The sequence below is a fragment of the Pseudonocardia phyllosphaerae genome, from assembly GCF_046546475.1.
Taxonomy (GTDB): Bacteria; Actinomycetota; Actinomycetes; order Mycobacteriales; family Pseudonocardiaceae; genus Pseudonocardia; species Pseudonocardia phyllosphaerae.
Window position 1 is genome coordinate 976155 of record NZ_JBKGXS010000001.1, and the last position, 19081, is coordinate 995235.

Genomic DNA, 19081 nt, shown 5'->3' on the forward strand with positions numbered 1-19081 from the left:
TCGTCCCCCTCGCCGGGGATCCGGTGGGGGAGTGGACGGACCGACCCGCCGTAGGTCGGTGGATCGGTTCGTCCGGACACGTCGGCCGCCTAGGCTCCCGGTCATGGGAACGCCGGAACACGGGCCGATCCGCGTGGTGCTCGTCGACGACCACGAGATGGTCATCGAGGGACTCAAGGCGATGCTCGGCGCCTACCGCAGCCGGGTGCGGGTGGTGGGTGTGGCCGTCGGCGTCGACAGTGCGTTGTCGGTGGTGGCGGGCCTGCAGCCCGACGTGGTGCTGTGCGACGTGCAGATGCAGGGCTCCAGCGGGCTGGACCTGTGCCGGCTGCTGCACGAGCGCGACCCGCAGCGCAAGGTCGTGCTGCTCTCGGTCTACGACGACGAGCAGTACCTGTTCCAGGCCCTGCGGGCCGGTGCGGCGGGCTACCTGCTGAAGAAGATCACCGGCGAGGAGCTGGTGATGCAGATCGAGCGGGCGCACGCCGGCGACGTGGTGATCGAGGCCGGGCTGGCGTCCCGGGCGGTCGACACCGCCGCCCGCGTCCAGCGCGACGAGTACTGGCCCGGTGCGCGCCAGGGGCTCACCCAGCGGGAGAGCGAGATCCTGTCGTTCATGGTGTCCGGGCTGTCGAACCGGGCGATCGCCACCCGGCTGCTGATCGGCGACGAGACGGTGAAGAGCCACCTGCGCTCGATCTACCGCAAGCTCGACGTCCGGGACCGCACCGGCGCGGTCGCCACCGCCCTGCGGGAGGGCATCTTCCGCTGAGCCCGCTGAGTCCGCTGTGCCGCTGACCCGCCTGGTCGGCGCCACCCGGCCCGGTGGTCACGGCCGGGCGGCGCCGGGTCGGGGGTCAGGCCGGCTGACGGGTGCGGACCGCGGCGGCGTTGGCGGCCACCCGGTCCGAGAGCGCCTTCTGGCCTGCCTCGACGAGCGAGGAGTCGCCGTGCCAGGCGGCCAGGGCCGGGTCGACCAGCGCCCGGCCGAAGGAGAACGTCAGCGGCCACGGGGTGTCGTGGCGCTGCATGGCCTCGAGGTTGGCCGTCGCCCGCTCCGGGGACTGCCCGCCGGACAGGAACGCGACGCCCGCGAGCTCGTCGGGCCAGGCCCGCAGCACCTCGACGGTGGCCTCGGCGACCTGGTCCGGAGTGGACTCGTCGGCGGCGTCCTTGCCCTCGATGATCATGTTGGGCTTGAGGACGATGCCGGCCAGGTCCACGTTCAGCAGCGCCAGCTCCTCGCGGACCGCCTCGTGCACCTTCGCCGTCGCCGCGGCGCAGTCCTGGATCGAGTGCGACCCGTCCATGAGCACCTCGGGCTCGACGATCGGCACGATCCCGGCCGCCTGGCAGGCCGCCGCGTAGCGGGCGAGTGCGTTGGCGTTGCTGCGGATCGCGCCGTCGCTGGGCAGCCCCTCCCCGGCGTCGATCACGTACACCGCGCGCCACTTGGCGAACGCGGCGCCGATCTCGGCGTAGTGCTCGAGCCGGCCGGCCAGGCCGTCGAGGCCCTCGGTGACCGTCTCGCCCGGCAGACCCGGACACGGCTTGGCGCCGGTGTCGACCTTGATGCCGGGCAGGATGCCCAGGTTGTTCACGGCCTCGGCGAAGGCGGTGCCGTCGTCGAAGGTCTGCCCGAGCGTCTCGTCGCAGAAGATGATCCCCGAGGCCCCGTCGGAGAGGCCCTGTGCGCTGGAGAGCAGCACGCGGTACCGGCGCCGGTTCTCCGCGGTGGCCTCGACACCGGCCTTCTCCAGGCGGCTCGACATCGTCCCGATGCTCTCGTCCGCGGCGAGGATGCCCTTGCCGGGGGCCACCATCCGTGCCGCGATGTCCCTGCACGAACCCATGTCCTGCTCCCTCCGTCGCGAGTCTTCCGGCCGACCCTAGGTGCTGGGGGAAGTGGCCGTCCTCACCCTGTTCGGGGAGGCGTTCGGGGAGGCCGGGACTTGAGAAAAAACTCAAGTGTTCGCGACGAAGTTTCGATGGACGCCGTCCAATGTGATGCGCACCATTACCGGCATGTCGAATCGATGGAACGCCGGAGTCATCCCCTACGCCGAGATGGGCTACTGGCAGCCGGACTACGTGCCGAAGGACAGCGACGTCCTCTGCACCTTCCGCATCACCCCGCAGGAGGGGGTGCCGCCGGAGGAGGCAGGGGCCGCGGTCGCAGGCGAGTCGAGCACGGCTACCTGGACGGTCGTCTGGACCGACCGTCTCACCGCCCACGAGCACTACCAGGCGAAGTGTTACAAGGTCGAGGCGGTGCCGAACTCGCCGGGCCAGTACATCGCCTGGATCGCGTACGACATCGACCTCTTCGAGGAGGGGTCGATCGCCAACCTGACCAGCTCGATCATCGGTAACGTGTTCGGGTTCAAGCCCCTCAAGGCCCTGCGCCTGGAGGACATGCGGATCCCGACCGCCTACGTGAAGACCTTCCAGGGTCCCGCGCACGGCATCGTCATGGAGCGCGAGTACCTCAACAAGTACGGCCGCCCGCTCCTGGGCGCGACGACCAAGCCGAAGCTGGGCCTGTCGGCCCGCAACTACGGCCGCGTGGTCTACGAGGCGCTCAAGGGCGGCCTCGACTTCACCAAGGACGACGAGAACATCAACTCGCAGCCGTTCATGCGGTGGCGCGACCGGTTCCTGTTCGTCATGGAGGCGGTCAACAAGGCGCAGGCCGCGACCGGTGAGCTCAAGGGTCACTACCTGAACGTGACCGCCGGGACGATGGAGGAGATGTACGAGCGGGCGAACTTCGCCAAGGAGCTCGGCTCGGTCATTGTCATGATCGACCTGACGGTCGGTTACACCGCGATCCAGTCGATGGCGAACTGGGCCCGCGCCAACGGCGTCATCCTGCACCTGCACCGCGCCGGCCACGGCACGTTCACCCGGCAGAAGACGCACGGCGTCAGCTTCCGTGTGCTCGCCAAGTGGATGCGCCTCGCCGGTGTCGACCACATCCACGCGGGCACCGTCGTCGGCAAGCTGGAGGGTGACCCGAACACCACCGCCGGCTTCTACGAGATCCTGCGCGACGACCACGTCGACGCCGACCCGACCAAGGGCCTGTACTTCGACCAGGACTGGCAGTCGCTCGCCCCGGTCTTCCCGGTGGCCTCCGGCGGTATCCACGCCGGCCAGATGCACCAGCTGCTGCACCTGCTGGGCGAGGACACCGTCCTGCAGTTCGGCGGCGGCACGATCGGCCACCCGATGGGCATCGCCGCGGGCGCCGAGGCGAACCGCGTCGCGCTCGAGGCCATGATCAAGGCTCGCAACGAGGGCGTGGACTACTACAAGGAGGGTGAGGACATCCTCAAGAAGGCCGCGCAGAAGAACCGCGCCCTCGACATGGCCCTGTCCACCTGGGGCGACATCACCTTCAACTACGAGTCGACCGACACCGCCGACGTCGTCGCGACCCCGACCAGCGTCTGAGGAGCCTGACATGCGCGTGACCCAGGGGACTTTCTCCTACCTGCCCGATTTCACCGACGCGGAGATCTCGAAGCAGATCGAGTACTGCCTCGACAACGAGTGGCCGCTGTCGGTCGAGTTCACCGACGACCCGCACCCCCGCAACGTCTACTGGGAGATGTGGGGCCTGCCGATGTTCGACCTCAAGGACCCCGCCGGCGTCCTGCAGGAGGTCAACGCCTGCCGTGAGGCGTACCCGCAGCACTACGTGCGGCTCAACGCCTACGACGCCCGCCTCGGCCGCCAGACGATCGCGCTGTCGTTCATCGTGCAGCGTCCGTCCGAGGAGCCCGGCTTCAACCTCGAGCGCCAGGAGTCCGACGACCGCCGGCTGCGCTACACCACGCGGGCCTACGCCACCGACAAGCCGGCCGGCCAGCGCTACCAGGAGGGCTGATCGGCGTGTCCGAAGGCACTCCGTTCGGCGGGTACCGGCCGAACCAGAGTTCCGAGCCGGAGCCCGAGGAGGAAGTCGAGTACCTGCCGGCGGAGTCCGTGGTCGACCTGGCCGAGGCGCGCCGTGAGGCCGGTATCGACGAGGTGCTCGAGAAGCTCAACGAGGAACTGGTCGGCCTCGAACCGGTGAAGACCCGGATCGAGGAGATCGCCGCCCTGCTGCTGGTCGACCGTATGCGCGAGAAGTACGGCATCGAGGCACGGCGTCCGACCCTGCACATGTGCTTCACCGGCAACCCGGGTACGGGCAAGACGACCGTCGCACTGCGGATGGCCGACCTGCTCCACCGGCTGGGATACCTGCGCAAGGGGCACCTGGTCAGCGTCACCCGGGACGACCTCGTCGGGGAGTACGTCGGGCACACCGCGCCGAAGACCAAGGAGGTGGTCAAGCGTGCGATGGGCGGGGTCCTGTTCATCGACGAGGCCTACTACCTCTACAAGGTCGAGAACGAGCGGGACTACGGCGCGGAGTCCATCGAGATCCTGTTGCAGGTCATGGAGAACAACCGGGACGACCTGGTCGTGATCCTGGCAGGCTACGCGGACAAGATGGACACCTTCTTCGCCGCCAACCCCGGTATGCAGAGCCGCATCGCCCACCACATCACGTTCCCGGACTACTCGGTCCCGGAGCTGGAGGAGATCGCGGTGATGATGGCCGGGGAGCTGTCCTACACCTTCTCCGAGGAGGCGCAGACGGTGCTCCACGAGTACCTCGAGCGCCGCGTGGGACAACCGTGGTTCGCCAACGCGCGCAGCGTGCGCAACGCGCTGGAGCGGGCTCGGTTGCGGCAGGCACGTAGGCTCGTCGACCACGACACCAAGGTCGACCTGAAGGCCCTCACCACCATCGAGGCCGAGGACCTGAAGGGCAGCCGGGTGTTCAACGAGGGAGCCGAGAGCGGGACGGTGCGGTCGGCCTAGGCCGGCCCCGCGTCCCCAGCACGAACAGGGACCGACGACGAGGTGACCACCAACGCCAGGCTGCGTGCGCTGGTCGAGCTGGCCGAGACCGGCTCGGTGCGGCGTGCGGCCGAGCGGCTGGTGGTCACCGAGTCGTCGGTCTCGTCGTCGGTGACCGCACTCGCGGCCGAGGTGGGCGCCGCACTCGTCGTCCGCTCCGGGCGCGGGGTGCGGCTCACCCCGGCCGGTGAGCGCTACGCCGAGTACGCCCGCCGGATCCTCGGCCTGCACGCCGAGGCCGTCCTGTCCGCCCGCTCGGAGACCGACCCCGAGCACGGCGAGGTCCGGATCGGCGCCGTCACCACCGCCGGGGAGTTCCTGGTCCCGCAGATGCTGGCGTCGTTCCGTGACGAGCACCCCGACGTGGTCCTGCGGCTCGAGGTCGCCCCGCGCGGGATGGTCTGGCCGATGCTGGACCGGCACGAGGTGGACCTCGTCGTCGCCGGCCGTCCGTCGGAGCACATGACCGACGCGCGGGTGCGGGCGCTGAGCCCGAACGAGCTCGTCGTCGTCGGGAGCCCGGTGCTGCGCGACGGGTTCGACCCGGCCCGGATCACCTGGCTGCAGCGCGAGCCGGCGTCGGGCATGCGGGCCACCTGCAACGCCGTGCACGAACAGCTCGGCATCACCCCGCCGCAGATGGTGCTCGGCTCGAACGGGGCCGTCGTCGCCGCGGCGGTCGCCGGGCTCGGCGTCACCCTGGTGTCCCGGCAGGCGGTGCACCGCGAGCTCGGCTCCGGTGCGCTCGCCGAGATGCCCGTCGAGGGTCTGCCGCTGTCCCGGCCGTGGCACATGGTCAGCCAGCCGCGGCCGACGGCGTCGACCCGGCTGCTCATCGAGCACGTCCTCGGCGTCCCCGAGCTGGGCTGGTCGGCGCACACCGGTCGCTGACCGGCGCCGCTCCCGCACCGCGTTTCACCCGGCCTCCGGCCACAAACCCCCTGCCGCCCCCACACAGGGGGGATGCCGCATCAGCCGCGCGCGGACAGGGTCGACATCAGGCTGCCGCGCCGCCGGGGCATCCGTTCGCCGGCGCGCGCCACGCATACCCAGGAGGGACGCCCATGCTCGCCGACCACACCACCCTCGCCCAGTTCCTGATCGAGGAGCGCCGCCGGCACCCCGGAGCGGGCGGAGACCTGAACTGGCTCGTGCTCGACGTGGCGGTGGCGTGCAAGGCCGTGGCGAACCAGGTCGCCCAGGGGGCACTGCGCGACGGCCTCGGCCGCATCGACAACACCAACGTCCAGGGCGAGGTGCAGTACAAGCTCGACGTCGCCGCGAACGACCTGTTCATCAGCACCACCGAGCGGTCAGGGCGGCTCGCCGGGCTCGGCTCCGAGGAGCTCGAGGACCCCTACATCCCGCCCGCCGAGTACGGCCGCGGCAAGTACCTGCTGGTCTTCGACCCGCTGGACGGCTCGTCGAACATCGACGTCAACGTCTCGGTCGGCAGCATCTTCTCGATCCTGCGCGCACCCACCCCGGGTGAGCAGGCGCAGCCGGAGGACTTCCTGCAGCCCGGCACCGAGCAGGTCTGTGCCGGCTACGCGCTCTACGGCCCGTCGACGATGCTGGTGCTGACGATGGGCCGCGGCGTCTTCGGCTTCACCCTCGACCCGGCGCTGGGCGAGTTCATCCTGACCCACGAGTCGATGACGGTGCCGGCGGAGACCAGCGAGTACGCGATCAACTCCTCGAACCGCCGGTTCTGGGAGCCCGCCGTCCGCCGCTACGTCGACGAGTGCCTGGCCGGCCAGGACGGCCCGCGCGGGCGCGACTTCAACATGCGCTGGATCGCCTCGCTGGTGGCCGAGACGCACCGGATCCTCACCCGCGGCGGGGTGTTCCTGTACCCGCGCGACACCAAGGACCCGTCGAAGCCGGGCCGGCTGCGGCTGCTCTACGAGGCCAACCCCGTCTCGATGATCATCGAGCAGGCCGGTGGCGCCGCGATCACCGGCGACGAGCGGATCCTCGAGATCGACCCCGACGGCCTGCACCAGCGGGTGCCGTTCATCTTCGGCTCCGCCGAGGAGGTCGAGCGGATCGCGCACTACCACCGCGAGTTCAACGACCAGGAGTACGACTCCCCGCTGCTCAAGCAGCGCGGGCTGTTCCGCGTCGGCGGCGGCTACTGAGCCACCCGGCCGCACTCCACCGGTTCCACCGCTCCACCGAGATCCCGCCGTACGTCCTGCAGGAGGTTCGACCATGTCACGCAAGCACCCCATCGTCTCGGTGACCGGCTCGTCGGGGGCGGGAACGACGTCGGTGATGCGCACGTTCCAGCAGATCTTCCGGCGGGAGGGCATCGAGGCCGCCTACATCGAGGGCGACAGCTTCCACCGCTACGACCGCGCCGAGATGAAGGTCCAGATGGCCGACGCCGCCGCGCGCGGCGACCACTCGTTCAGCCACTTCGGACCCGAGGCGAACCTGTTCGAGGAGCTCGCCGACACGTTCAAGACCTACGGCGAGACCGGCACCGGCAAGGTCCGCAAGTACCTCCACGACCACACCGAGGCCAAGCCCTACGACCAGGAGCCCGGCACGTTCACGCCATGGGAGTCGATCCCGGAGAGCTCGGACCTGCTGTTCTACGAGGGACTGCACGGCGCGGTGGTGACCGACGAGGTCGACGTCGCCCAGTACGCCGACCTCAAGATCGGCGTCGTGCCGGTGATCAACCTGGAGTGGATGCAGAAGCTGCACCGGGACAAGACTGCCCGCGGCTACACCAACGAGGCCGTCACCGAGACGATCCTGCGGCGGATGCCGGACTACGTGCACTACATGTGCTCGCAGTTCACCCACACCGACGTGAACTTCCAGCGGGTGCCGATGGTGGACACGTCGAACCCGTTCATCGCGCGGACCATTCCGACCGCGGACGAGTCGATGCTGATCATCCGGTTCCGGGACCCGCACGGCATCGACTTCCCCTATCTGCTGTCGATGCTGCGCGACTCGTTCATGTCGCGGCCGAACACGATCTGCTGTCCCGGCGGGAAGATGGACCTCGCCATGCAGATGATCTTCACGCCGATGATCATGCGGCTGATCCACCAGAGCAGGGGCAACGGGCGGAGCTGACGCCCGTCCCGTCCCACGACGCCGGGGTTCCGGTCGTCGCCGCCTGCCCCGGCAGCCGGCGCGGCCCGGGCCCCGGCGTTCTGCTGTGCCGCCGGGACGGAGTCTTGCTGCCGAGGGGTACGGCAGGGTCGTTCGATCATGCCGCGACCGCCCTCACGTACCCCTCGGCGCCGGTGGGCTCAGACGACGCAGAACTCGTTGCCCTCGGGGTCGGCCAGGACCACGTGGTCGAGCTCCCCGCCGATCGCGTGCTCGCCCACCACACTCGCACCGATCGCCGTCAGGCGGAGCACCTCGGCGCGGATGCGCTCACCGCGCAGCGCCGCCGGGGCCGACCGCCCGCCGCTCACCTTCAGGTCCAGGTGCAGCCGGTTCTTGCCCTGCTTGCGCTCCGGGACGCGCAGGAACCCGATCCCGGGGGCGACGCCGGCCGGGTCGACGAGCGCGGCGCCGTCGTCCCGCTCGTCGGCGGGGACGCCGCAGGCGGCGAACCAGTCCTCCCAGGAGGCGAAGCCGTCGGGGGCCGGGGCGTCGACGTAGCCCAGCGCCGCGCGCCAGAACGCGGCGACGACGGCGGGGGAGACGCAGTCGACCGTGAGCGCCCAGGTCGTGGTCATACCGCTCACGGTAGGGCCCCGGCACGTGCGAACGCCCCCGTCGTGCCGCCGGGGAGGCGGTGCGACGGGGGCGTTCGCAGGTAGTTCGCGGTGCGGTGACCCTCAGCCGAACAGGGCCGGGATCTTCATGAGCAGCTGCTCCAGGCCGTAGGCGAAGGGCACGACGACCCAGAGCCAGGGCAGGACGGCCAGGACCGGCGAGACGGTGGTCGGCTGGTGGTGCTCGGCGTGCTGGTCGGCGGTCGCGGTCATGACGTCTTCACCCCTTCGGCGGAACGGACGGTGGCCTCGGCGGGCTCGTGGAAACGCGGGTTGACCGGGCGGATGAGCTCGTTGGCCACGAACCCGATCGCCAGCAGCACGATGACGATCATGAACGCCGGGGTGTAGCGGGCCGGGCCCTGCACGCCCTGGGCGATCTCGGCGTCGGCGACGGCGTTGACGATCAGCGGGCCGAGGACACCGGCGGTGGACCAGGCGGTCAGCAGCCGGCCGTGGATCGCGCCGACCTGGTAGGTGCCGAACAGGTCACGCAGGTAGGCCGGCACGGTCGCGAACCCGGCGCCGTAGAACGACAGGATCAGGATCGTGCAGATCAGGAACAGCACCTTGTTGCTGTTGGTGGTCAGCGTGATCGTCAGGTAGAGCAGCGCGCCGACGCCCAGGTAGAGCCGGTACATGTTCTTGCGGCCCGCCCAGTCCGACGTCGTCGACCACAGGATGCGGCCGAGCGAGTTGGCCAGCGACAGCATCGCGACGAACCCGGCCGCGGCCGCGGCGAGCGCCGTCGGCGAGGTGGCGCCACCCGGGAAGAAGTCCTTGAAGATCGGTGCGGCCCGCTCCAGGATCCCGATCCCCGCGGTGACGTTGAAGCACAGCACCACCCAGAGCAGCCAGAACTGCGGCGTCTTGATCGCGTTGTTCGCCGAGACGTGGCCCGGGGCGACGACCTTGCCCTTGGCCTTGGCGGACTCCGGGTCCCAGCCGGCCGGGCGCCAGTCGTCGGCGGGCACCCGGATGAGCAGCCAGCCCACCGACATGAAGACCGCGTAGATGACGCCCATGATCAGGAAGGTGCGGGCGATGCCGTCGACGTCCGGGCTCTGGCCGGTCGCACCGTTGGCCCCCAGCAGCTGCTGGGTCAGTGGCGACGCGATCAGCGCGCCACCACCGAAGCCCATGATCGCGATGCCGGTGGACAGGCCGGGGCGGTCCGGGAACCACTTCATCAGCGTCGACACCGGCGAGATGTAGCCGATGCCGAGCCCGATGCCGCCGATGATGCCGTAGCCGATGACCAGCATCCAGTACTGGCGCAGGTACAGGCCGAGCGCGGAGACGAGGAAGCCGGTCACGAAGCACGCGGTGGCGACGACCATCGCCCACCGCGGGCCGTTGGTGTCGACCTTCGTGCCGAACACGGCCGCGGACAGGCCCAGCATGATGATGCCCAGGGTGAACGGCAGTGCGCTCATCACGCCGGAGATCTGCATGCCCGCCTCGAGCGGGGACTTGAACACGCTCCAGGCGTAGGCCTGCCCGATGGCCAGGTGGATGGAGAGGGCCGCCGGCGGCACGAGCCACCGGCTCCAGCCCGGTCGGGCGACGATCCGTCGCCTCTCCAGGAATCCTGCGGTCATTGCACGACCTCCCGAGAAGTCGGGCGCACACCTCTCGGGGCGGGCGACCTGTACGGAAACGAATCGGGCCGAGAACCCGTGTACCGGCGGGCGGGAGCCCGACGGGGTGCACCGGCCGTGCGGTCGAGGGTCACTCGTTCGAGTGACCTGCTCATCCCCCCGGTCGGGGAGCGCCCGGGGGAGAAATGTACGTTTCGCGCGAGTTGTGCCGGTGCGTGGCCGTGCTGCTGTCTACGTGTTGCTGCTGTGGCGTGGTGCGGTGGAGGTGGTGGTCGGCTGTGCAGCGAAGACCGTCAGGCGTCGAACCCGGTGTCCCGGGCCGCGGCGACGGCACCCTCGCGGTCGGTGACGGCGAGCTTGCGGTAGATCGAGCGCAGGTGGACGTCGACGGTCTCGTCGTCCACCGAGAGGCGGTGCGCGACGCCGTGCGCGGACAGGCCGGTCACGGTCATCGAGAGGACCTCGCTCTCGCGGTGGGTGAGGCCCTGCCGCATTCCGGGCCAGACCTCGTCGCTGAGCCGGGTCGCGGCGTGCTGCAGGGTCCGCCCGGCCAGGGACGGGTCGATCACGGTCTCGCCGTCGCGGACGGCCTCGAGCTGGTCCGCCAGCTCGGCACCGCCGATCCGCTTCAGCAGGTACCCGGCCGCGCCGGCTTGCACCGCGGAGAACAGGTGGCACTCCTCGTCGTGGTCGGTGAGCAGGACGACCCGGCACGCGGACAGCCGCTCGTGGAGCCGGCGGGTGAGCTCGAGCCCGCAGATCTGGTGCGAGCTGACGTCGCAGAGCACGACGTCGGGCCGGAGCCCGGCGACGAGCTCGATCGTCGCGTCGGAGTCGGACAGGAACTCCTCGGCGGTGCTGCGCCCGGTCGAGGAACCGACCACCTGCACGCGGTCGTGGTGCGGTGCGAGCATGGCCCGGATACCGGCGACGACCATCTCGTGGTCGTCGACCACCACCACGCGGACGGGCCCTCGTGGGGACGGCCGTCGGACGTGCGTGCCGGCCGGGCCGGGCGAACGGGAACCGAGTACGGCCGTCACAGGCGCCTCCTTGCGCTGGTGTGATGTAAGCAACATCTGAAGCAATGGTGGCGAGCTGCGCAGGGACGGACAAGGCCGCTCCGGCGTCACGTTGACGATGATGTGATCGGGATCATCGATCAGTGCTGGTCGGGGCGTCGGAATCGTGATCGTCGGTCCGGGTTGTCGCGTGGCGGCGGTCAACAAATTCGTGTACGCGCAACTCCGCTGGGCGAGCACGTGTGACGGTGGGTCACTGCGCAGGGCTGTGCGCTGGGCTGATCCGGTTCCGGGGGCGTTGTGGAGAGTGCGGCCGATCCGCGGTGGTGCGCCGGTGCGGGCCGGCTCGGAGCCGCGTGACCGGGACGGGCGATCAGGCGTCGCAGCACACCGTGTCGGCACGTGGCACACGCTGCAGCGTGTGCTGCGCACGGAGACGGTGTGCTGCGGCGGCCCTGGAACGACGAAAGGCCCGAACCCAGCTGGGTTCGGGCCTTGTCGTGTGGGTGCCCCCGGCAGGATTCGAACCTGCGCTCCCGCCTCCGGAGGGCGGTGCTCTATCCCCTGAGCTACGGGGGCCGTGCGATGGGTGAAACCCTAGCCTACGGCCCCCACCCGACGCGCACGGGGTACCGGGCGATCACCGGTGGGGCGTCACTGGTGCGCCCACCACTCGTAGGACCGGTAGTCCGGGTACGGCGCGAGGAACGGCTGCTCGGGGCGGGTCGTCACGCGGACCTCGGGGCCGGTGACCAGTTCGCCGGGCAGCACGAACGACGACTGCCGCCACGGCGTCGCGCGCGGCAGCACCCAGGTCCCGGCCTCGCGCCCGTCCGCCTCGACGACGAGTGCGCGGGTCCGGTCGCCCTCCACCGGCGCGTCCGCGCCGAGCCGGCCGGTGAGCGTCACCGGGCGCCCGGGCGTCAGGCCGCGCAGCGTGAAGCTCTCACCACCGACGACGCGTCGTCCGGCGTCGGCGACCATCCGGTCCGGCGCAGGGGCGCGGTCGAGCGTGCTGAGCGGCTGCAGCCCCAGCACCGGCGGCGCCGGCGCCCAGCCGTGTGCGGTCTCGTCGGCCATGTCGCCGACGCCGACGTGGTCGCGCAGCGTCCCGGGTACCGGCAGGTCCGGGCGCTCGGGGTCACCGGTGACGGTCCAGTCGGCCCGCCAGATGCTCACCCGGTCGCAGTCGAGGTCGATCTGGCAGGTCTGCGGTGCGGCCGGTGAGATCGGCCGCGGCGGCGCGACCAGCTGGAACGTGGTGACCGGCTGCGTGCCGAGCAGCCCGGAGCGGCCGAGGTCGGACACCGGAGCGCCGCCCCAGCGGTCGAAGATCGCGAACCAGCCGGGGCGGTCCTGCGGCGGCAGCCGGCGCAGCGCGTCGTAGAGGGTGCCGGGGCCGTTGCGCGACGGGGCGGCGAGCCCGTTCGTCGTGAGCCCCACGAGGTCGACGGTGCGGTGCCCGCCGAACCAGGCCGCGGCGCCGACGTCGTTGACCGCGACGACCTCGCCCGGCGGTACGTGCGTGGCGATCCAGCGCGCGACGCTGACCGGTCCCTCCCGCATCGCCGACGCCTGCTGGCCCAGCCGCAGCGCCCAGGTCGGCGTCGCGAGCAGGGTGAACAGCAGCCCGACGCCGAGCACGCCGTGCAGCACCAGCCGCCCGCGCTCGGGCCCGGCGAGCTCGGCGAGCGCGGCCACGCCGAGCACCGCGAGCAGCACGAACAGCGGCAGGAACGGCTGCAGGTAGCGCAGGTCCTGCCACTGCGCGGTGGTGAGCGTGCCGACCCCGAGCAGCACCCCGGCGAGGGCGGCGCCGAGCGCCACGGCGAGCGTGCGCTGCCGGCGCAGGCCGAGCGCGACCAGGCCGAGCACGGCGAACGCGAGCGTCCCCGGCGGCAGCACGTCCTGCCCGCTGATCCCGGACAGCCCGGCGACGATCGCCTGGACGTTGTGCAGCGTGTGGTCGGCGACCTCGAGCGGCTGGCGGAGCAGGCCCTCGTGCAGCCAGGACTTGGCCTGCACCCCGTTGGCCTCGCTCGTCCCCGTCGCGAGGTACTGCACCGCGGCCTGACCGGCTCCGGCGACCAGCGGCAGCAGTGCGAGGCCTGCCGAGCGCACCGCGTCCGGGCGGAGCAGGCGCCCGGCGACCGCGGCCCGTCCGAGCGTCCACAGCATCGCGGCCACCAGCGCGGCTGCGGTGATCAGTCCCTCCGGGCGGGTCAGTGCGAGCAGTACCCCGGCCAGCGGGGTCACCAGGAACCGGGCCGTCGGCCGCTCCCGCACGAACGCCAGCACCGACCCGGTCAGCAGGAGCGCGAGCAGGCCCACCTCCATGCCGCTGGCCGCGCCCCACAGCAGTGGCCCGGACACCGCGGTGAGCGCACCCGCCCAGATCCCGGCCGTGCGTCCGGCCAGCTCGCGGCCGAGTACCGCGGTGAACGCCGTCGCCACGGCGATGCACACCGCGCCGAAGAACACGGCGAACCCGAGCAGCCCGTGGAAGCCGACGGCGTAGGCGATACCGAGCAGCACGACGTAGAGCACGCTGGACGCGCCGGTGGAGACCGGTTCACCCGGCAGGTAGCGGAACGGCTCGCCCGAACCGACCTGGCGCGCGTACTGCATGTGGATGTAGACGTCGTCGAGCGGCGGGACGAGATGCCCACCGTTGTAGCGCAGCGAGACGCCGACGAACACCGCCGTGAGCAGCAGCGACAGCGCCCCGCACAGCAGCGGGACCGGGTCGGTGCGGCGCAGCGGGGCCCACCACCGCGAGGCCCGCGGGTCGGTGGAGGCGGCGACGGCCATGCGTCCTCCGGTTCGGTGGTCCCGCCGGTGGTGCGCGGGAGGCCGCGCCGGACCGGAGGGAAACGGCGCGGTCACCGTACGCGTCCGGTCGGTGCCCGGCCGTACGGCTCGGCGGTCCGGCCGCCACGAATCGCCGACCGTGTGCCGGGGCGCCCGTAACCTGCATGAAGGTGGCCCGGGCCACCTTCTAGAATCCGGGTGGTGAATCCCGACGTGCTCGCCGTCCTGGTCCGTGACGTCGCGCGGGACGTGCTGACCCGACGCGACCTGGACGCCTCCGCGCTGCCCGAGGACGCGGGCGTCGAGCGTCCCCGCAACCCCGAGCACGGCGACTACGCGACCAACGTCGCGCTGCGCACCGCGAAGAAGGCCGGGGTGAACCCGCGCGAGCTGGCCGGCTGGATCTGCGAGGAGCTCGCGACCCGCGACGGCATCGACTCCGCCGAGATCGCAGGCCCCGGCTTCATCAACCTGCGCCTCGCCGCGGACGCCCAGGGCGCGATCGTCGGCGAGGTGCTGGCCGCGGGCGAGACCTACGGCACCGGCGAGGACTACGCCGGCCGCAACGTGAACCTGGAGTTCGTCTCCGCCAACCCGACCGGCCCGCTGCACCTGGGCGGCACCCGGTGGGCCGCCGTCGGCGACGCGCTGGGCCGGGTGCTGTCCGCGCGCGGCGCCAAGGTCACCCGCGAGTACTACTTCAACGACGCCGGCGCGCAGATCGACCGCTTCGTGTCCTCGCTGGTCGCCGCGGCCAAGGGCGAGCCCGCCCCGGAGGACGGCTACGGCGGCGACTACATCGCCGAGATCGCCCAGCGGGTCGTCGCGGCCGAGCCCGGCGTGCTGGAGCTGCCCGATGCGGAGCGGGACGAGACGTTCCGCCGCGTCGGCGTCGGCTTCATGTTCGAGGAGATCAAGGCCCGGCTCGCCGAGTTCGGCACCGAGTTCGACGTCTGGTTCCACGAGCAGTCGCTGCACGACTCGGGCGCGGTGGAGAGCTGCGTCGCCGCGCTCAAGGAGAACGGCTCGCTCTACGAGGCCGACGGGGCCTGGTGGCTGCGCTCCACCGAGCACGGCGACGACAAGGACCGCGTCGTCATCAAGTCCGACGGCCGCCCCGCCTACATCGCCGGCGACATCGCCTACCTGCGCGACAAGCGGGCGCGTGGCTTCGACCTGTGCATCTACATGCTCGGCGCCGACCACCACGGCTACATCGCGCGGCTCAAGGCCGCCGCGGCCGCGTTCGGCGACGACCCGGCCGTGGTCGAGGTGCTGATCGGGCAGCTGGTGAACCTGGTCAAGGACGGCACGCCGGTCCGGATGAGCAAGCGGGCGGGCACCGTGGTGACCATGGAGGACCTGGTCGACGCGGTCGGCGTCGACGCGGCCCGCTACTCGCTGATCCGCTCCTCGGTCGACTCGAGCCTGGACATCGACCTGGACCTGCTGGCGTCGCGGACGAGCGAGAACCCGGTGTTCTACGTCCAGTACGCGCACGCCCGGCTGTCGTCGCTGGCCCGCAACGCCGCCGACCTCGGCGTCACCCCGGGCGAGGACTTCGGCCTGCTCACCCACGACCGCGAGGGCGACCTGATCCGCACGCTCGGCGAGTTCGGCGAGGTCGTCCGCTCGGCGGCCGAGCTGCGCGAGCCGCACCGCGTCGCGCGGTACCTGGAGGCCCTGGCCGGGGCGTACCACAAGTTCTACGACTCCTGCCGCGTCCTGCCCATGGGCGACGAGGAGGTCACCGACCTGCACCGGGCCCGGCTCGCGCTCTGCGTGGCCGCCCGTCAGGTCCTGGCCAACGGCCTCGCCCTGCTGGGTGTCTCGGCACCGGAACGGATGTGACATGAGGGCCCACCCCGCCGGACCGCTGCACGCCGGCATCACCCCCGCCCCCGAGTCCGCAGGCCCGCGCCCCACCTGCGCGGCCGAGCTCGACCAGCTCGCGCCGGCCGTCTGGCCGCGCAACGCCGTGCGCGGTGACGACGGCGTCCTGCGCATCGCCGGCGTCGACGTCCGCGACCTCGCCCGGGAGCACGGCACCCCGCTGTTCGTGCTCGACGAGGACGACTTCCGGTCCCGCTGCGCGGAGTTCGCCGCCGCCTTCGGCGCGTCCGCGGTGCACTACGCGGCCAAGGCGTTCCTGTGCACCGAGGTCGCCCGCTGGGTCGCCCAGGAGGGCCTCTCGCTGGACGTCTGCTCCGGCGGCGAGCTCGCCGTCGCGCTGCGCGCAGAGTTCCCGCCCGAGCGGATCGCGTTGCACGGCAACAACAAGTCCGTCGAGGAGCTGGCCGCGGCGGTCGACGCCGGTGTCGGCGGGATCGTGCTCGACAGCTTCGACGAGATCGCCCGCCTGGAGGCCGTCGCGGCCGAGCGCGGGGTCACCGCCCCGGTGCTGATCCGGCTGACCGTCGGCGTCGAGGCGCACACCCACGAGTACATCGCCACCGCGCACGAGGACCAGAAGTTCGGTTTCTCCATCGCCGCGGACTCCTACGCCGACGTCGCCGCCGCCGACGGGAAGTCCAGCGCCGCGCTGGAGGCCGGCCGCCGGGTGATGGCCGCGCGGCACCTGGAGCTGGTCGGACTGCACAGCCACATCGGCTCGCAGATCTTCGAGACCGAGGGCTTCGAGGCGGCCGCCCGCCGGGTGGTGAAGGTCCTCGCCGACCTGCACCGCGAGCACGGCGACGAGCGGCTCGCGTCGGTGCGCACCCTGGACCTGGGCGGCGGCATCGGCATCGCCTACAAGCCCGCCGAGACGCCGCTGTCGATGCCGGCGCTGGCCGAGGAGCTGCGCGCGATCGTCAAGCGCGAGTGCGCCGCGGCCGGGCTGGACGCGCCGGGTGTCGCCGTCGAGCCGGGGCGGGCCATCGCCGGCCCGGGCACCGTCACGCTCTACGAGGTCGGGACGATCAAGGACGTGCCGCTCGGCGGGTACTCGCGGCGCTACGTCAGCGTCGACGGCGGCATGAGCGACAACATCCGCACCTCCCTCTACGACGCCGAGTACGACGTCCGCCTGGTCTCGCGCTCCTCGGTGCGCGACTCCGTACCCGGTGGCGACGAGGCCGTTCTGTCCCGGGTGGTCGGCAAGCACTGCGAGTCGGGTGACATCGTGGTGCGCGACTGCTGGCTCCCGGCCGACCTCGCGCCGGGTGACCTGCTGGCGGTCGCGGCGACCGGGGCGTACTGCTACGCGATGGCGTCCGGTTACAACCGGCTGCCCCGCCCGGCCGTCGTCGCGGTGCGTGACGGGTCCGACCGGACCCTGCTGCGCCGCGAGACCGTCGACGACCAGTTCCGGTTCGAGGTGTGAACCGCGCCCCACGAGGGTGAGCACACGCCCACCGGGCCCCGGCACGTACCGGGTGAGAACGGCCACCCGGCACGTCCGGGACCGGCCTGACCAGGAATGATCGGCGCCCGACGAGACGGCGCCGGACGCGAGGAGGGCACGTGACGAGGGGCGAGAGCTCCGCGGACGCGGCGGACGGGCCCCGCGCCGTGCGGGTCGCACTGCTGGGTTGCGGAACGGTCGGCACCGAGGTGGTGCGGCTGATCACCGAGCAGGCCGGGGACCTGACGGCACGGGTCGGAGCGCCCGTCGAGCTGGCGGGGGTCGCCGTGCGGCGCCCGCACAAGCACCCGTGGCTGACCGAGAACTTCGGCGAGCTGGTGACCACCGACGCGGCCGCACTGGTCGCGCGGGACGACGTGGACGTCGTCGTCGAGGTCATCGGCGGGATCGAGCCGGTGCGGACGTGGCTGCTGGAGGCGCTGAAGTCCGGCAAGTCGGTGATCACCGCGAACAAGGCGCTGCTGGCCGAGGACGGACCGACGCTGGCCGAGGCGGCCGACGCCTCCGGCGCGGACCTGTACTACGAGGCCTCGGTCGCCGGGGCGATCCCGCTGCTGCGGCCGCTGCGCGAGTCGCTGGCCGGGGACCGGATCACCCGGGTCGCGGGCATCGTGAACGGCACCTCGAACTTCATCCTCTCGGCGATGGCGACCGGCGGGGCCTCCTACGCCGACGCGCTGGAGGAGGCGACCCGGCTCGGGTACGCCGAGGCCGACCCGAGCGCCGACGTCGACGGCTACGACGCCGCGTCGAAGGCCGCGATCCTCGCGACCCTGGCCTTCCACACCCGCATCACCGCCTCCGACGTGCACCGCGAGGGCATGCGCGAGGTCAGCGCGGCCGACGTCGCCGCGGCGCGCCGGCTGGGCTGCACGATCAAGCTGCTGGCGATCTGCGAGCGCGTCGTCGCCGAGGACGGCAGCGAGTCGGTCTCGGCGCGCGTCTACCCGGCGATGGTCCCGGACTCGCACCCGCTGGCCCGGGTCGACGACGCGTTCAACGCGGTGTTCGTCGAGGCCGAGGCCGCCGGGCAGCTGATGTTCTACGGCCAGGGCGCCGGCGGCGCCCCCACCGCGTCGGCGATCCTCGGCGACCTGGTCGCGGTGGCCCGCAACCGGGTCGGCGGCGGCCGCGGGCCGCGCGAGTCGGCGTACGCGAGCCTGCCGGTGCGCCCGATCGGCGAGGTGCCCACCCGGTACCACGTCGACCTGGAGGTCGCCGACCGCGAGGGCGTGCTGGCCGCGATCGCCGGCGCATTCGCCGACCACGGCGTCTCGATCGCCGCGGTCCGCCAGACCGGCGGGGTGTCCGGCTCGGTCGACCGTGCGGACGGCTCGGAGCACACTCAGGCCCGGCTGACCGTCGTGACGCACTCGGCGCCGGAGGCGGCGCTGTCGGCGACGGTGTCGAAGCTGCTGGACAAGGAGATGGTCCTCGGGGTGCCCGGGGTGCTGCGTGTCGAGGGCCTGGGCCGCGCGGTCAGTGCGCTCGGCATGGGCGAATGAGTTCTCGTGAACGACAGGGGAGTGGGTCCGGCATGACCGGCAGCGTCCAGAACGTCCGCGGGCCTGCCGCGGGGAGTGCGGCACCGGTGACGCAGGTCCCGGGTGC

16 protein-coding genes and 1 tRNA gene are annotated in these 19081 nt (G+C 71.8%); 10 read left to right on the forward strand and 7 right to left on the reverse strand.

Going from position 1 to position 19081, the window contains the following annotated elements; all coding sequences use genetic code 11:
• Positions 1 to 103: 103 nt before the first annotated feature.
• Positions 104 to 772 (forward strand): response regulator, encoded by a 669-nt coding sequence (locus ACLE50_RS04610; RefSeq protein ID WP_410942070.1) that lies wholly within the window; start codon positions 104 to 106, stop codon positions 770 to 772.
• A gap of 85 nt (positions 773 to 857) precedes the next feature.
• Here ACLE50_RS04610 and ACLE50_RS04615 read toward each other — a convergent pair whose 3' ends face one another.
• Positions 858 to 1853 carry a class I fructose-bisphosphate aldolase gene (locus ACLE50_RS04615; RefSeq protein ID WP_410942071.1) on the reverse strand — a complete coding sequence of 332 codons (996 nt, stop codon included), beginning with the start codon at positions 1851 to 1853 and terminating at the stop codon, positions 858 to 860.
• Positions 1854 to 2025: 172 nt separating this feature from the next.
• Between ACLE50_RS04615 and ACLE50_RS04620 the strand changes: the two genes are divergently transcribed.
• The 6 genes from ACLE50_RS04620 to ACLE50_RS04645 all read left to right on the forward strand — a co-directional run bounded on the left by ACLE50_RS04620 (position 2026) and on the right by ACLE50_RS04645 (position 8013).
• Entirely contained in the window at positions 2026 to 3456 is a 1431-nt protein-coding gene (locus tag ACLE50_RS04620; RefSeq protein WP_410942072.1) for a form I ribulose bisphosphate carboxylase large subunit, read from the forward strand.
• Between the two features lie 10 nt (positions 3457 to 3466).
• Positions 3467 to 3892 carry a ribulose bisphosphate carboxylase small subunit gene (locus tag ACLE50_RS04625; RefSeq protein ID WP_410942073.1) on the forward strand — a complete coding sequence of 142 codons (426 nt, stop codon included), beginning with the start codon at positions 3467 to 3469 and terminating at the stop codon, positions 3890 to 3892.
• 5 nt (positions 3893 to 3897) lie between these two features.
• Positions 3898 to 4878: a CbbX protein gene (gene cbbX, locus ACLE50_RS04630; protein ID WP_410942074.1), complete on the forward strand. Its 981-nt coding sequence runs from the start codon at positions 3898 to 3900 to the stop codon at positions 4876 to 4878.
• Between the two features lie 42 nt (positions 4879 to 4920).
• Positions 4921 to 5808, forward strand: coding sequence for a LysR family transcriptional regulator (locus ACLE50_RS04635; RefSeq protein ID WP_410942075.1), 888 nt, complete (start codon positions 4921 to 4923; stop codon positions 5806 to 5808).
• A 173-nt stretch (positions 5809 to 5981) separates the two neighbouring features.
• On the forward strand, positions 5982 to 7058 hold the full coding sequence (locus ACLE50_RS04640) for a class 1 fructose-bisphosphatase (RefSeq protein WP_410942076.1): 1077 nt from the start codon (positions 5982 to 5984) through the stop codon (positions 7056 to 7058).
• 73 nt (positions 7059 to 7131) lie between these two features.
• The gene (locus ACLE50_RS04645) at positions 7132 to 8013 is read left to right on the forward strand and encodes a phosphoribulokinase (protein WP_410942077.1); all 882 of its coding nucleotides are present in this window, start codon (positions 7132 to 7134) and stop codon (positions 8011 to 8013) included.
• A gap of 179 nt (positions 8014 to 8192) precedes the next feature.
• Here the strand turns inward: ACLE50_RS04645 and ACLE50_RS04650 are convergent, their stop codons facing one another.
• From ACLE50_RS04650 to ACLE50_RS04675, 6 genes are all read right to left on the reverse strand, one after another.
• A complete protein-coding gene (locus ACLE50_RS04650) occupies positions 8193 to 8630 on the reverse strand; it encodes a VOC family protein (RefSeq protein WP_410942078.1) in 438 nt (145 codons plus the stop codon).
• A gap of 102 nt (positions 8631 to 8732) precedes the next feature.
• The gene (locus tag ACLE50_RS04655; protein WP_410942079.1) at positions 8733 to 8882 is read right to left on the reverse strand and encodes an MFS transporter small subunit; all 150 of its coding nucleotides are present in this window, start codon (positions 8880 to 8882) and stop codon (positions 8733 to 8735) included.
• On the reverse strand, positions 8879 to 10270 hold the full coding sequence (locus ACLE50_RS04660; protein ID WP_410942080.1) for an OFA family MFS transporter: 1392 nt from the start codon (positions 10268 to 10270) through the stop codon (positions 8879 to 8881). The genes ACLE50_RS04655 and ACLE50_RS04660 overlap by 4 nt, the downstream gene beginning before the upstream one ends.
• Before the next feature lie 293 nt (positions 10271 to 10563).
• Positions 10564 to 11232 carry a response regulator gene (locus tag ACLE50_RS04665; RefSeq protein WP_410942081.1) on the reverse strand — a complete coding sequence of 223 codons (669 nt, stop codon included), beginning with the start codon at positions 11230 to 11232 and terminating at the stop codon, positions 10564 to 10566.
• A gap of 567 nt (positions 11233 to 11799) precedes the next feature.
• Positions 11800 to 11871, reverse strand: a tRNA-Arg gene (locus ACLE50_RS04670).
• Positions 11872 to 11946: 75 nt separating this feature from the next.
• On the reverse strand, positions 11947 to 14103 hold the full coding sequence (locus tag ACLE50_RS04675) for a hypothetical protein (protein ID WP_410942082.1): 2157 nt from the start codon (positions 14101 to 14103) through the stop codon (positions 11947 to 11949).
• Positions 14104 to 14304: 201 nt separating this feature from the next.
• On the opposite strand from ACLE50_RS04675, the gene argS reads away from it, so the two are divergent.
• The 3 genes from argS (at position 14305) to ACLE50_RS04690 (ending at position 18975) form a co-directional block, all read left to right on the forward strand.
• Positions 14305 to 15954: an arginine--tRNA ligase gene (gene argS / locus ACLE50_RS04680; protein ID WP_410942083.1), complete on the forward strand. Its 1650-nt coding sequence runs from the start codon at positions 14305 to 14307 to the stop codon at positions 15952 to 15954.
• Position 15955: 1 nt separating this feature from the next.
• Complete coding sequence (gene lysA / locus ACLE50_RS04685) at positions 15956 to 17428, forward strand: diaminopimelate decarboxylase (protein WP_410942084.1); 1473 nt, start codon at positions 15956 to 15958, stop codon at positions 17426 to 17428.
• Between the two features lie 140 nt (positions 17429 to 17568).
• Positions 17569 to 18975, forward strand: coding sequence for a homoserine dehydrogenase (locus ACLE50_RS04690; protein WP_410942085.1), 1407 nt, complete (start codon positions 17569 to 17571; stop codon positions 18973 to 18975).
• Positions 18976 to 19081 lie beyond the last annotated feature (106 nt).